Raw genomic sequence first — 14131 nt, 5'->3', positions numbered from 1 at the left:
CCGACGCATCCGTCGAACACCAAACTATTTTGCCGGGCACACCATTTGGTGAAAACGTTCTGCCCCGGCTGGACTGACCGTCAACGACCCGACGGGACCATCGAGTTCACCACCCCCACCGGACACACCCATGTGACCGAACCCCACGGCGCCGCCCTGTTGCCGACTCTGGCCCACCCGACCGGGGACCTCAACCTCCCCGACCCCGAACCGCAAGCCCCGCAGCTCGATCGCGCTTCGAAGATGCCCAAACGCAGCCGGACCCGCGAACAAGACCAACGTGACCGCATCGCCGAAGAACGACGCCTGCGCGCCGAACTCAACAACGACCTCGCCTACGAACGCGACTACCAAGCCTGGCTCGCCGAAGAATACGGACCACCCCCACCCTTCTGAGCGGCTGGGCGTCAGTCCCCGGTCAGCTTCAATGCGCTTGCCGGGCACAGCTTGACGGCCTCGCGCGCATGCGCGATCTCATCGTCGGGCACCTCATCGACGAGGACTTCGACGACGCCGTCATCGTCCTGATCGAAGACGACGCCGGAGACCATCACACAGTTGCCCGATGCGATGCAGGCATCCCGATCTGCTTCTACTTTCATGGCGCTCACCACGTTACCGCCAACGATTTGAGCCCGTAGATGAAGTGGAAAGACCGGTAGGCGACGTCCTCGAACGGCTCTGCCAGCGCGAGGTTCGGGAACCGTTGCAGCAGGGCCGGGAAGGCGATCCGCATCTCCATGCGGGCCAGCGGAGCACCGAGGCAGTGGTGCACGCCGTGGCCGAAGGCGAGATGCCCGGGCGCACCGCGGCGGATGTCGAGCACGTCGGGGGTGTCGATGAAATCGGGGTCCCGGTTGCCCGCGGGTAGGGAGGCGAAGACCAACTCGCCGGCCGGTATCCGCACGCCGGCAACGTCGACCTCCGTGGTCGTGAAGCGCGGGATGGCGTTCTGGACGATGGACAGCCAGCGCAGCAGTTCCTCGACGGCGGGGCCGATGGCATCCGGGTCGTCGCGCACGGCCGCCAGTTGATCGGGATGGCGCAGCAATGCCAGAACACCCAGGCCCAGCATGTTCGACGTGGTCTCATGCCCGGCGAGCAACAGCAGCCCAGCGATGCCGACGAGCTCGTCGTCGGACAGCTCGCCACCATGGTCGCGGACCAGCATGCCGAGAATGTCTTCGCCCGGATCCTGGCGGGCCCGCAGGACGAGGCCACGCATGTAGTCGCGGCTCTGCTGTTGCAGCGCAAGACGTTCCGCGATGGACAGGGACAGGTCGAGCTGGTGCGTGGAGCGGTCCTGAAAGTCGTCGCGGTCCTCGTAGGGCACCCCGAGCAGCTCGCAGATCACCAGCGACGGGATGGGCAGCGCAAAGTCGGCCACCAGATCCGAGGGTGGGCCGGCCGCTGCCATCGCATCGAGTCGGGAGTCGACGATCTCGACGATCCGAGGTTCGAGACGTTTCATCCGGCGGATGGTGAACTCCGCGGTGAGCATGCGTCGCAGCCGCTGGTGGTCAGGCGGGTCAAGTCCCAACAGGTTGCCGGCCCGGGCGCTGGCCAGTTCTTCCTCGGACATCTGGGGCGCCCCGGGCAGGGCGAAACCGGGTGGTCTGCTGTTGGAGAACCGCTCGTGGTCACTCAACACCGCCTTGACGTCCTCGTGGCGGGTGATCAGGTACACGGGATTGCCGAGCGCGCTGATGACCTTGCGTACCCCGTCGGTCTCACGGATCTCGCGCAGGTCTGGCGTCGGGTCGAAGGCATTGCGCCGCATGTGCACTGGCGGCAGCGTGATCGGCCCAGTCATGCCCCGACGCTACCCGCGTGCCAGGAAATCCCTGATCAACGTGTTGACGAGGCGGGGATTCTCCAGCGCGGCCAGGTGCGCGACGCCGTCGAGCACCGTCACGTCCGCGCCCGGAATGGCGTCGGCCATCGCGATGGTCTCCGTCAGCGGGAACGTGGCATCTTCGGCACCGGCGACCACGAGGACGGGTGCTTCCACGCGAGAGAACAGAGCCCGCTGATCCGGCCGGCGCGGCACCACGCTCGTCACCGCCCAGGCAGCGGAATCGACGTCGACGCGGTGCACGGCATCCCGCACGAAGGCGACCACTTCGGGACGTGTGTCAAATGTCGTCGGGCCCAGGAAGGCCGCGAGGACCGGGCGGGTGAGTGGACCGCGGATTCCTCTGAGCGCTTTGGCCATCCGCAGCAGCAGGCCGTACTCGAGCTTTTGCCCGCGCCCGGCGGGCGACGCCGTGCAGTTCATCAACACGGCGCGCCCGATGCGGTGCGGGTGCAACGCCGCGAACGTCCCACCGATCATTCCGCCCCAGGAGTTGCCGACGAAGTGGGTGCGTTCGACGCCGACACTGTCGAGGATGTCGGCGACGGTGGCTGCGCAGTCGGTGAAACTGAATGGGGCCGTCAGCTTTTCGCTGCCGCCGTGGCCGGGTGGGTCGACGACGATGACCCGGTGGTCGGGTTCGAACTCCCGCATCTGGCCGGCCCACATGTCCCCGGTCATCAGCAGGCTGGGCCAGAACAGGACCGCGTCGCCGTCGCCGCGGACCTGGACGCGGAGACGGCCGAGTTTCGTCGGGACTCGCAGCTCCTGCACATCTGCCAAGTTAGCGCTCGGCGTGCAGACCCGGCCACCAGATGCGGGGGCCGATCAAGGTGAACAGCGCGGGGATGATCACTGTGCGGACCACGAAGGTGTCCAGCAGGATGCCGAGCCCGACGATGATGCCCAGCTGCGTCAGCACGATGAGCGGCAGGACGCCCAGCACGCAGAACACCGCCGCCAGCACCACACCGGCACTGGTGATCACCGCTCCGGTGGCCGACACGGCCCGCACGATGCCCTGTCGGGTGCCGAACTCGGGGGTCTCCTCACGGGCCCGGGTCACCAGGAAGATCGTGTAGTCCACGCCGAGGGCCACCAGGAACAGGAAGGCGAACAGCGGGGTGCTGTTGTCCAGGGCGGGGAATCCGAACAGGTGGACGCTGGCCCAGCCGCCCAGTCCGAGCGCGGCCAGTGCACTGAGCACCGTCACCCCGACCAGCACCAGCGGCGCGAACACGGACCGCAGCAGGAGGTAGAGCACCGCCAGCACCACCGCGAGAATCGCCGGGATCACCACGAGGCGGTCGCGCTGGGCGGCCGCGGCGGTGTCCCTGGCCTGGGCATCGGACCCGCCCACGAGCGCGCTGGGGTCCGCCGCGTGCACCGAATCACGAAGGGCATCAATGGTTTCGAAGGCCTCATCGGAGGCGGGTTCGCCCTTGAGGACCACCGACCACTGGCTCAGGCCGGAGGGGGACTGACCGGCAGGTGAGGCGGAGACGACGCCGGGAGTATCGGTGATCGCCCGCTGCACCGCACCGCCCTTGGCGGTGGAGGCGATGACGCGGGTGGGATCGGTCAGGCCGCTCGGGAAATGCGCGGCCAATGTCTGATAGCCGGTCACCGATTCGGCCTGTACCCGGAACTGCTCGGTCTGCGTCAGCCCGATCGGGGTGGACAACAGGGCAGTGCACAGGAGGGCCAGGCCGGCCAGCGAGACCAGAGCCACCCGGGCGGGTTTGCGGGCCACCGAGTCCGCAATTCGGTGCCAGATACCGGTTTCGGTCAGCGGTGTGGCGCCGACCTGGGGAATGAACGGCCAGAACAGTCGTTTGCCGCACAGGGCCAGCAGCGGTGGCAGTACGACCAGGACGAAGATCGCGGCGACCACCAGACCCGACGCGGCCTGCACGCCGAGACTGCGGTTGCTGGGCGCCGAGGCGAACAGCAAGGTCAGCAGGGCCAGCACGACGGTCGCGTTACTGGCCACGATCGCCGGGGCGGCGGCCCGTACCGCGACCACCAGAGCTTCGCGGTGCTGCTCGGTGCGCCCCAGTTCCTCCCGGTACCGCGAGATGAGCAGCAACGCATAGTTGGTGCCCGCACCGAACACCAGCACGCTGGTGATTCCCGAGGTGGAACCGTCCGGGCTGAGCCCGAGTCCGGAGGCCACCGCGGTGCCGACGACGGCGCCGACGCGGTCGGCAAAGGCGATCACCAGCAGCGGCACCAGCCACAGAACCGGTGAGCGGTAGGTGACGATCAGCAACAGTGCCACCACGGCCGCGGTCACCGCGAGCAGTGTGATGTTCGCTCCGGCAAATGAATTGGCGATGTCGGCGCCGAACGCCGGGCCGCCGGTGATCTGGGCCCGAAGCTCGGCAGGCAGGCCGTCGTTCGCGGTGGTTCGCAAATTCTTGACGGCGTCGTTCAGTCCGAAGCCGGACAGGTCGGCCTTCAGTGGCACGGTGACCACCGCGGCCTTGCCGTCGTCGGAGACGGTCAACGGCGGCCCGGGTGCGTCGGTCATCCGGTGGCGCGCATCGGCGGTGGCGTCGACGTCGCCCATGGTGAGTTCGGCGCCGTCGGCGCGGGTCACCACCAGGATCGCCGGAACCTGATCTCCACCGGGAAAGTCGGCCCGCAGCGCGTCGGCCCGCGCCGACTCGGCATCAGCCGGGACAGCGACCGGTGACTGCGAGGCGGCGTCGCCGCCGCTGAGCAGGCCCAGGAGCGCGCCGGAGACGATCACAACCAACACAGCCAGCCACGCCAGACGCCTAATCACGGTTCAGTGTCGCCTCTTCCAAGTCGAGCCCATGGAGCACAGTACGCAGGACCTCGTCGTCGATGTGGCCGGCATCGCGCTCGGCGATGAACGTGTCCCGTTCGGCGGCAAGCATTTCCAGGCGCAGCCGACGGAATGCCGATGTCGGGCTCTCACCGATGTCGGCGTCGTCGCGGCCCAGACGCTCCCAGGCGGCGTTGCGGCGGCGGGTGTTCCAGGCCCGCAACACGTCGGCGGCGCGCTGGGGCACGTCTGCGGTCGCCGACTGCTCGGCAAGCAACTCATCGAGTCGCTCGGCCGCGGCGCGGGCGGCCTTGTCCTGCGCGGCGGCGGTGGCGATCGCATCGCTGTGTGCCTCGTCGCCCTGGGCGCCGAGGACCCGGATGAACCACGGCAGCGTCAGGCCGTGCAGCAACAGGGTCCCGACCACGACCACAAAGGTCAGGAACACCAACTGCGGGCGGCCCGGGAACGGATCGCCGGACAGCGTGGTGGCTGGGACACCGAACGCTGCGGCCAGGGACACGACGCCACGCATACCCGCCCAGGCCACAACGAACACCTGGGCTCGCGGCGGTTCGGGTTCGTGGTCGCGGATCCGCTTGGACAGCAGGCGGGGCAGATAGGTGGTCGCGTAAACCCACACCATTCGCACCCCGATCACCGTGACGAGCACGGCGGCCGACGAGATGGCGAGCGTGGCCGCCGAGATTCCGGCCAGCTCGCTGATCACCTTCGGCAGCTGCAGGCCGATCAAGAGGAACGCGAATGATTCCAGGATGAGCTGCAGCGCCTTCCACACCGCCTTGTCCTGCAGCCGGGTGGCATAGCTGGCCTGGGACTCACGCTGGCCCAGCAGCAGAGCGGCCACCACCACGGCGATCACGCCCGAGCCGTGGATCTCCTCCGCCAGCAGGTAGGTGAAGAACGGCGCCACCAGGCCGATGGCGCTCTCGACCAGCGGATCGTCGAGCCGGGTGCGGATGAAGTTCACCACCATCCCGATCACCCAGCCCACCACCACGCCGCCGACCGCGGCCAGGGCGAACGTGCTCAGCCCGCCTCGCCAGGTGGCAGCGGTGCCGATGGCCGCGCCGAGAGCGACCTTGTAGGCGGTCAGCGCGGTGGCGTCGTTGAGCAGGCTCTCCCCGCCCAACAGCGTCATGGTGCGCCGCGGCAGCCCGAGCCGGCGGCCGACGGCGGTTGCCGACACGGCGTCTGGCGGGGCCACGATCGCGCCGAGGGTCAGGGCCGCGGCGATGGTGAGTTCGGGCACGATGTGGAAGGCGACGATGCCGACGACGAATGTGGTGGCCAGCGGAAGCCCGACGGCCAGGAACCCGATGGGGCGGATGTTGCGGCGCAGCGCCACGTAGCTGCTCTCCAGTCCCGCCGACCACAGCAGCGGCGGCAGGATCACGAAGAGCACCAGGTCGGGGTCCAGGTGTACGTCGTGGAAGCCGGGTAACGCGCTGCCGGCCAGGCCGGCCACCACCAGGGCCAGCGGCGCGGAGACGTCGAAGCGGCGCGCTACGGCGGCCAGCAAGATTGCGGCCACCAAGGCCGCCAAGAGTGAGGCACCCACGCTGTCAGCCCTCCTTCGTGTGCTTGCTTATCCTTGGTCAACATGTTGAGGAGATCACGGCGGCGCGAGCACAACCCGGCGCCTCGCACCTGTGAGCATCTGAACGCGGAGGTTGCCGAGCCGCATCCCGTGACCCCTGGTCGATGCCAGGAATGTGAGGAAGACGGCGAGGACAACTGGGCGCATCTGCGGATGTGCATGACGTGCGGTCACGTCGGTTGCTGTGACTCAAGTCCGCATCAGCATGCCACCAAGCACTTTCACCAGAGTGGCCATCCGGTGATGCGCTCGGCAGAACCCGGGGAGAGCTGGCGTTGGTGCTATATCGACCACCGGGTCGGGTGACGATCTGGCAGGCTGGTGCGTGCGATGAGTGAATCGATTGAGGACGCGCAGACTGATGACCTGACGGATGATCAGGTCGACGGTGCCGAAGAGGCTCCGTCCCCCAAGCCCACGGAGTCCCCCAAGCCCACCGATCCGGCGGCGACGGTGCTGCTGCTGGGTTCGGGTGAGTTGAGCCGGGAGCTCGCGCTGGCCTTTCAGCGGCTGGGCGGAGTCGTGGTCGCCGCGGACCGCTACTACGCCCCCGCGCACGGCGTCGCGGACCGCTCTGCGGTGATCAAGATGAATGACGCCGAGGAACTCGCTGCGCTGATCGAGCGGGAGCAGCCGCGCTACGTGGTGGCCGAGTCCGGTGTCATCGCCGCCGACGCGCTCGTCGCGGTCGCCGAGCGGGGCGGCATCGAGGTTCTCCCCACACCGCGCAGCATTCGGCTCAGTCAGGACCGCGAGGGCCTGCGCCGCCTGGCGTCGGACGAGCTGGGCCTGCCCACGGTGCCGTTCTGGTTCGCCGGGTCGGTCGACGAGCTGACCGCGGTGGCTGAGCATGCCGGCTTCCCGCTGGTGGTCAAGCCGGTGGTGGGCGCGCAGCGCGACGGGGAGTCGGTGATGCTGCGGTCCGACGACGTCGAACCGGCCTGGCAGCGGGCGACCACCGCCGGACACATCGCGCAGAACCGCGTGCTGGCCGAGTCCGTCGTCGAGGTCGACTACGAGATCACGATGCTGACCGTGCGCACCGCCGGACCGTCCGGTCCCGGCGTGCAGTTCTGCGAGCCGATCGGGCACCGTCAGGTCGGTACCGATGTGCTGGAGTCCTGGCAGCCTCAGCCCCTGTCACCGGCTGCGCTGGACGCCGCGAAGTCGATCTCCGCCCGGATCGTCAACTCGTTGGGCGGGCGTGGGGTGTTCGGGGTCGAGTTGCTGGTGCAGGGCGACGACGTGTACTTCTCCGATGTCCGGATCCGGCCGCACGACAGTGGGCTGGTGACACTGCGGTCGCAGCGGCTGTCGGAGTTCGAGCTGCACGCCAGGGCGATCCTGGGCCTGGCGGTCGACACCATCATGATCTCCCCGGCAGCTGCCGAGGTCAGCTACGGCGGAGCCGACACCGGTGAACTGTCGGGCGACATCAGCGGTGTGTTGGCCGACGCGCTGGCCACGTCGGAAAGCGATGTGCGGTTGTTCGGCCGACCGGGTGAATCCGACGCCCCACGGCGGCTCGGGGTGGCCCTGGCCACCGCGCCCGATGTGATCATCGCCCGGGACCGTGCCCGCCGGGTCGGCTCCGCGCTGCGCAAGCTGTGGTGAACCGTTGATGGCTGAGGACACGGAGGAAACGGGGGACCGGCCCACGATGGCGCCGTTCCTCGGCGCGCTGGCCATCATTGTGCTCGTGGTGATCGTTGTCGTTCTGCTCAACACGTTCGGCAGCGACGGGCGCAGCGAGGAGCAGAAGGTGAGCCTCGCCGCAGTCGGCCAGAACGACGCTCTGCAGCGGGAGAGCTTCGGCGAGTTCTCCGATCACACCTGCGTCGCGCAACGTGGCACCGAAGCCGATTTCATTGCCCGGCAGCGTGACTCGGTGGCCAAGCAGGGTGCCAGGTATGTGGACGACGTGACCGGGGTGCACGTCGAGGGTGATCGGGCCACCGCAACGGTGGTCTACCACTTCGGCAACACCCCCGACGCCAAGGTGAACAGCGAGACGGCGTTCGTGCGTGAGGACGGCCAATGGCGCGTCTGCTCGAGTATGGGAGACTCACGCCCGTGAGCTATGCAGGTGACATCACGCCTGAGGAGGCCTGGAAGCTTCTGAGCGAGAATTCCGAGGCCGTGCTGGTGGACTGCCGTACCGACGCCGAGTGGCGCTTCGTCGGCGTGCCGGATCTGTCCACCCTCGAGCGTGACGTGGTGTACGTGGAATGGAACCGCACGGACGGCGGGCACAACGACGCCTTCGTCGACGATCTCAAGGCGTCAGGAGTAACGCCGGGTGAGCGTCCGGTGGTCTTCCTGTGTCGTTCCGGCAACCGTTCGATCGGTGCGGCCGAGGCCGCCACTGCGGCCGGCATCGCGCCGTCGTACAACATCCTCGACGGATTCGAGGGCAATCTCGACGAGTTCCGCCACCGTGGCGGTACCGGTTGGAAAGCCGTCGGTCTGCCTTGGACACAGAGTTGAGTAGCAGAGTCGAAAACAACATGACTGACATCCCATCTGTCCGGATACCGGCTGCTCTGCCCGAGGGCGTCAGCCAGGCCACCATCGGCGTGCGCGGCGGTCTGCTGCGCTCGGAGTTCGAGGAAACCGCCGAGGCGATGTATCTGACCTCGGGGTACGTCTACGAATCCGCATCCGCGGCCGAGAAGGCGTTCACCGGCGAGATCGACCGTTTCGTCTACTCCCGCTACGGCAACCCGACCATCTCGATGTTCGAGGAGCGGTTGCGGCTGATCGAGGACGCGCCCGCGTGTTTCGCCACCGCGACTGGCATGGCTGCCGTCTTCACCGCCCTCGGTGCCCTGCTGGGTGCCGGTGACCGCCTCGTGGCCGCCCGCAGCCTCTTCGGATCCTGCTTCGTGGTGTGCAACGAGATCCTGCCCCGCTGGGGTGTGGAGACCGTGTTCGTCGACGGCGAGGACCTCGCGCAGTGGGAAGAGGCACTGTCCGTTCCGACGACCGCGGTGTTCTTCGAGACGCCGTCCAACCCGATGCAGTCCCTGGTCGACATCGCCGCGGTGTCCGAACTGGCCCATGCCGCCGGTGCAAAGGTCGTGCTGGACAACGTCTTCGCCACGCCGCTACTGCAGCAGGGCATGCCGCTCGGCGCGGACGTGGTGGTGTATTCGGGCACCAAGCACATCGACGGGCAGGGCCGCGTGCTCGGCGGGGCGATCCTCGGTGACAAGGAGTACATCGACGGCCCGGTGCAGAAGCTCATGCGCCACACCGGCCCGGCGATCAGCGCGTTCAACGCCTGGACGCTGCTGAAAGGCCTTGAGACGCTTGCGGTCCGGGTGGACTATTCGAACCGCTCGGCGCAGCGGATCGCCGAGTTCCTGGAAGGCCATCCGTCGGTGAGATGGGTGAAGTACCCGTTCCTGAAGTCGCATCCGCAGTACGACCTGGCGCAGCGGCAGATGCGTGGCGGCGGCACCGTCGTCACCTTCGAGCTGAATGCCGATGACGGCAAGGCGCGCGCCTTCGAGGTGCTCGACAAGCTGCGCGTCGTGGACATCTCGAACAACCTCGGTGACTCCAAGACACTGATCACCCACCCGGCAACGACGACGCACCGGGCCATGGGCCCGGAGGGGCGCGCCGCGATCGGACTGGGCGACGGTGTCGTGCGCATCTCGATCGGCCTGGAGGGCACCGAGGATCTGATCGCCGATCTCGACCAGGCGCTGAGCTAGGCGGGCCAGGCGTGTCCAAGGGCTCCGACGCCAAGAAGGCCCGCCGCCGCAAGCGGCAGGCCGCTCGTGACACGCGGTTGGTGGCCCACGAGATGGTCGATGAGTTGGCCGACATCCCGGATGCCGTCGTCGCCGATCTGGCCGAGTTCGACGATCGAATCACCGCGCGCGGCTGGACTTTTGACGAGGAACAGTCCAACGACGACTACGCGGTGTGGTTTTACGAGCCGTCCGGCGCCCAGGTCGACGACGGCCTGCCGGTGACCTCACTTTGGCTGGACGCGGCCGAGGACGGCGAGATCGTCCGGGTGGTGTTCGTCGGCAGCGTCGAGCGCTACGAGTTCACCCACGAGGAACTGCTCGACGGTGCCCTCGACGTGATCGAGGGCTACCGTCACGGAGCCGAGCTGCCGACCTTCGGCTAGCTCTTGCCGTCGGAGTCGATGACGCCCTGGGCGGCCTGAGCCCGGTCCTCGTAGGCCTTGCGCTTGGCGGTGTCGAACTCCAGGAACACGTTGTCCAGGCCCAGCTTCTTGTTCATCCAGCGACGGCCCTTGGGCGGCAGCATCTGCGCCGCCTGCGCGGTGAAGCGCAGCGGCGGCGGCACCGACACGTGCGTCTTGGGCTTGTTGAGCGTTTTGATGATCGCGGCGGCGATGTCTTCGGGTTCGACGGGCTTGATGGCCCCGCCGGACTTGGTGCCCGAGATGAGGTCGGTGTTGGTGAACGGCGGCATGATCACCGAAACGTCGACCCCGTGCGGTGCCATCTCGTCGGCCAGCGCGGTGGTGAGCCCGACGACGGCGTACTTCGCGCCGACGTAGACCACCTGGCCGGGCAGCGGGATCAGGCCCGACAGCGACGCGATGTTGATGACGTGGCCGCGGCGACGCTTGACCATGTCCGGCAGTGCCAGCTGGCAGCCGGTGAGCACGCCGTAGACGTTGACCTCGATGTTCGACCGGATCGACTGCTCACTCTGCTCCAGGAACGGCCCGACCGGCATCACACCGGCGTTGTTGATCAGCACGTCGATGTGGCCGCCGCCGTCGGTGCGGGCCTTGTCCAGGAATGTCGCGAACGATTCCCGGTCCGTGACGTCGAGCGGGTAGCCGGAGACCTGGCCGAGCTTGGTCAGCTCGACGACGGCCGACTCCTGAAGGGCCACGTCACGGTCACCGATGACGACCCGGGCGCCGTTGGCCAGCAGGGCCTTGGCGGTGGCGTAACCGATGCCGCGGGCGGCGCCGGTGATCGCGATGGTCTTGCCCCTGATGTTGTCCATGGCGGCGAACTTTACACGTGTCAAGTTTTGCGCGGAAGGGGGTGGCCGAGGCGGCGTAGTCTGGGCGGGCGTGATGGCGAATGGCACCGATCAGCAGGCAATTACCGAAACCGCAGAGGATTTCTCCGAACGGATGACCGCGGCGATCGACAGTGCGGGGTTGACCCTGCTGTTGAGCATCGGCCACCAGACCGGGCTGTTCGACGTGATGGCCAAGCTGCCGTCGGCAACCAGCACCGAGATCGCCGCGGCCGCGGGCCTCGATGAACGCTACGTCCGCGAATGGCTCGGCGGACTGGCCGCGGGACACGTGGTCGACTACGACGCGGAAGCCTCTACATACCGGTTGCCCGAGCACCGCGCCGCTGCGCTGACGCGCGAGTCCGGTCTGGACAACCTGGCGCGTCTGGCCCAGTACGTGCCGCTGATGTGCGAGGTCGAACAGAAGATCCTCGGCTGCTTCCGCGACGGCGGTGGTCTGAGCTACGACGACTATCCGCGCTTCCACACCGTGATGGCCGAGCGCAGTGGCGAGGTGTTCGACGCCGCCCTGGTCAGTGCCGTGCTGCCGTTGGTCGACGACCTGCCGCAACGGCTCGAGAGCGGCATCGACGTCGCCGATTTCGGTTGCGGCAGCGGGTACGCGATCGGCCTGATGGCCGCGGCCTATCCGGCCAGCCGATTCACCGGAATCGACTTCTCGGAAGAAGCGGTCGCCACCGGGGCTGCGGCGGCTGCGCAACGTGGTTTGACCAACGTCTCGTACCTTTCCGCCGACTTGGCGAACCTCGACCAGACCGAGGCGTACGACCTCATCACCGCGTTCGATGCGATCCACGACCAGGCCCAGCCCGCCCGGGTGCTGGAGAACATCTATCGTGCGCTGCGGCCGGGTGGGGTGCTGGTGATGGCCGACATCAAGGCTTCCAGCCGGCTGGAGGACAACATCGGCGCGGTGATGAGCACGTACCGCTACGCGGTGTCGCTGACCCATTGCATGTCGGTCTCGCTCGGTCTGGACGGAGCCGGGCTGGGGACGATGTGGGGCAGGCAGTTGGCGGTGTCGATGCTGACCGACGCGGGATTCGCCGACGTGGAGGTCACCGAGATCGAGCAGGACCCGTCGAACTACTACTACCTGGCCAGGAAATGAGCGGTTCGGCAGGGTTTTGATCAGGCTGAGCCTGTGGGCATATCCCGGCCGTGGCTGCGCGTTGAAGCAGCCGTGAGTATCGGAACGGTGGTTAAGTCAGCCCCCGTGAGTGGTGTGCGGTTCGTCGCAGTCGATCTGGACGATCCACTGGCTGCCCCGCTGCTGGCCGAGCTGTCCGTGGAGTACTCGGGGCGCTACGGCGGAACGCCGGAGCAGATGATGGGTTGGCTGCGTGGGAAGTCTTCCGACGAGTTCGCCCCGCCCGGCGGCGGCCTGTACATCGGCGTGCTCGACGGTGTGCCGGTGACCGGCGGCGCATTCACCCGATTCGACGCCGACACCGCCGAACTCAAACGCATCTGGACCGACAGTCGTTTCCGCAAGCGCGGCTACGGCAGGGTGCTGCTGGCCCACCTCGAATCCGAGATCTCCGCACGTGGGTACCGGAGGGTCTATCTGACGACGGGTCACCTGCAGCCCGAGGCCGAGGCGCTCTACGACTCCGCGGGTTACACCCGGCTCACCGCACCCTTGCCGCCCGAGGGGGAGGGGACGGTCTTCCCGATCGCGTTCGAGAAGGAGCTGACGTGACCACCACTCCGCTCTCGATCCTCGATCTGGCGCCGATCAGCGCGGGCAGCGACGCGCAGACCGCGCTGCGAAACACCGTCGACCTGGCCCGGCACGCCGAACAGTGGGGCTACCAACGGTATTGGGTCGCCGAGCATCACTTTGTATCGGTGGCCAGTTCGTCGCCCGCGGTTCTGGTGGGGCAGATCGCGGCGGCCACGGAACGGATCAGGGTCGGCACCGCTGCCGTGCAACTCGGCCACACCACGGCGGTCGCCGTGGTCGAGAGCTTCGGCACCCTGGCAGCGTTCTACCCCGACCGGATCGATCTCGGGGTGGGCCGCTCGGGTCAGAAACGCGCCGAGGCGGTGCGGGACAAGCCACGCGAGCCGAGGCCGCCGCGCCGGTGGCACGAGATCGACGGTGTGGTGATCCCGACGCCCTACGACGTCAGTGCGCTGATGCGGGACCCGCAGTTGCGGTCACGGATGGCCGTATTGCAGCAACCCGAAGCGCTCACACCGGATTTCGCCGAACAGGTGGACGACATCCTGGCCATGCTCGCCGGCCGTTACGAGGTGGGCACGGCCGTTCCCGGTGCGGGCGCCGACCTGACACCGTGGGTGTTCGGCAGCAGCAAGGGGCAGAGTGCACGCGTCGCGGCCGCGCGCGGGTTGCCGTTCGTGGCGAGCTATCACATCACGCCCGCCACTGCGCTGGAGGCAATCGAGGTGCACCGCAACGGATTCACCCCGTCGGAGTTCCTGTCCGAGCCGTACGTGGCGGTGTCGGCCGACGTGGTCGTCGCCGACGACGAAGCCACCGCACGGCATCTGGCGTCGAGTTACGGGCACTGGGTGCATTCGGTCCGGGCCGGCGGTGGCGCCATGCCCTATCCGGACCCGGACGACTGTGGGCCGCTGTCCGACGAGCAGTTGGACGTGGTCCGGGACCGTATCGCAACGCAATTCGTCGGTGATCCCGATCAGGTGGCCACCCGGCTGGAAGCGTTGCAACGCCTCAGCGGTGCGGACGAACTCGTCATCACCTCGGTGACGCACCGGCACGCCGACCGGCTGCGCTCCCACCAGCTGCTTGCCGAGCGGTGGGGTCGTTAGCGGCTAGGCTGGC

General features: G+C 67.9%; 15 protein-coding genes and 1 pseudogene. 10 read left to right on the top strand and 6 right to left on the bottom strand.

Features of this window, described 5'->3' with window-relative positions; genetic code table 11:
- Positions 1–396 (top strand): annotated as a pseudogene (locus A5779_RS31635) (HNH endonuclease); the annotation flags it as partial.
- An 11-nt stretch (positions 397–407) separates the two neighbouring features.
- Here the strand turns inward: A5779_RS31635 and A5779_RS31630 are convergent.
- The 5 genes from A5779_RS31630 to A5779_RS31610 are packed head-to-tail and all read right to left on the bottom strand — an operon-like array spanning position 408 to position 6231.
- Positions 408–602 (bottom strand): ferredoxin, encoded by a 195-nt coding sequence (locus A5779_RS31630; protein WP_064887878.1) that lies wholly within the window; start codon positions 600–602, stop codon positions 408–410.
- A gap of 5 nt (positions 603–607) precedes the next feature.
- Entirely contained in the window at positions 608–1813 is a 1206-nt protein-coding gene (locus A5779_RS31625; RefSeq protein WP_064887876.1) for a cytochrome P450, read from the bottom strand.
- Between the two features lie 9 nt (positions 1814–1822).
- Positions 1823–2629 (bottom strand): alpha/beta fold hydrolase, encoded by an 807-nt coding sequence (locus A5779_RS31620; protein ID WP_064887886.1) that lies wholly within the window; start codon positions 2627–2629, stop codon positions 1823–1825.
- 10 nt (positions 2630–2639) lie between these two features.
- Complete coding sequence (locus A5779_RS31615) at positions 2640–4646, bottom strand: MMPL family transporter (protein WP_064887873.1); 2007 nt, start codon at positions 4644–4646, stop codon at positions 2640–2642.
- Positions 4639–6231, bottom strand: coding sequence for a Na+/H+ antiporter (locus A5779_RS31610; protein ID WP_064887869.1), 1593 nt, complete (start codon positions 6229–6231; stop codon positions 4639–4641). The genes A5779_RS31615 and A5779_RS31610 overlap by 8 nt, the downstream gene beginning before the upstream one ends.
- 42 nt (positions 6232–6273) lie before the next feature.
- On the opposite strand from A5779_RS31610, the gene A5779_RS33275 reads away from it, so the two are divergent.
- The 6 genes from A5779_RS33275 to A5779_RS31585 are packed head-to-tail and all read left to right on the top strand — an operon-like array spanning position 6274 to position 10417.
- Entirely contained in the window at positions 6274–6576 is a 303-nt protein-coding gene (locus A5779_RS33275) for a UBP-type zinc finger domain-containing protein (RefSeq protein ID WP_082941935.1), read from the top strand.
- 24 nt (positions 6577–6600) lie between these two features.
- Positions 6601–7884 carry a formate-dependent phosphoribosylglycinamide formyltransferase gene (purT, locus tag A5779_RS31605; protein ID WP_064887883.1) on the top strand — a complete coding sequence of 428 codons (1284 nt, stop codon included), beginning with the start codon at positions 6601–6603 and terminating at the stop codon, positions 7882–7884.
- Between the two features lie 7 nt (positions 7885–7891).
- Positions 7892–8347, top strand: a complete 456-nt coding sequence (locus tag A5779_RS31600) for an Rv0361 family membrane protein (protein WP_064887866.1) — start codon at positions 7892–7894, stop codon at positions 8345–8347.
- Positions 8344–8757, top strand: coding sequence for a rhodanese-like domain-containing protein (locus A5779_RS31595; protein WP_064887864.1), 414 nt, complete (start codon positions 8344–8346; stop codon positions 8755–8757). The genes A5779_RS31600 and A5779_RS31595 overlap by 4 nt, the downstream gene beginning before the upstream one ends.
- 20 nt (positions 8758–8777) lie before the next feature.
- Positions 8778–9992, top strand: coding sequence for an O-succinylhomoserine sulfhydrylase (locus A5779_RS31590; RefSeq protein ID WP_064887862.1), 1215 nt, complete (start codon positions 8778–8780; stop codon positions 9990–9992).
- A gap of 11 nt (positions 9993–10003) precedes the next feature.
- Positions 10004–10417, top strand: coding sequence for a hypothetical protein (locus A5779_RS31585; protein WP_064887859.1), 414 nt, complete (start codon positions 10004–10006; stop codon positions 10415–10417).
- On the opposite strand, the gene A5779_RS31580 is transcribed toward A5779_RS31585, so the two are convergent.
- Positions 10414–11277: an SDR family oxidoreductase gene (locus tag A5779_RS31580; protein WP_064887857.1), complete on the bottom strand. Its 864-nt coding sequence runs from the start codon at positions 11275–11277 to the stop codon at positions 10414–10416. The genes A5779_RS31585 and A5779_RS31580 overlap by 4 nt on opposite strands.
- A 73-nt stretch (positions 11278–11350) precedes the next feature.
- On the opposite strand from A5779_RS31580, the gene A5779_RS31575 reads away from it, so the two are divergent.
- From A5779_RS31575 to A5779_RS31565, 3 genes are all read left to right on the top strand, one after another.
- Positions 11351–12430 carry a class I SAM-dependent methyltransferase gene (locus A5779_RS31575; protein WP_064887855.1) on the top strand — a complete coding sequence of 360 codons (1080 nt, stop codon included), beginning with the start codon at positions 11351–11353 and terminating at the stop codon, positions 12428–12430.
- Positions 12431–12535: 105 nt separating this feature from the next.
- On the top strand, positions 12536–13021 hold the full coding sequence (locus A5779_RS31570; RefSeq protein ID WP_082941934.1) for a GNAT family N-acetyltransferase: 486 nt from the start codon (positions 12536–12538) through the stop codon (positions 13019–13021).
- Positions 13018–14118, top strand: coding sequence for an LLM class flavin-dependent oxidoreductase (locus tag A5779_RS31565; protein WP_064887852.1), 1101 nt, complete (start codon positions 13018–13020; stop codon positions 14116–14118). Before A5779_RS31570 ends, A5779_RS31565 begins: the two co-directional genes overlap by 4 nt.
- Positions 14119–14131 lie beyond the last annotated feature (13 nt).

This window comes from Mycolicibacterium peregrinum (assembly GCF_001665625.1).
GTDB lineage: Bacteria > Actinomycetota > Actinomycetes > Mycobacteriales > Mycobacteriaceae > Mycobacterium > Mycobacterium peregrinum_B.
Note: the sequence above shows the minus strand (reverse complement) of the source record. Positions and strands in the feature narration are given on the sequence as shown.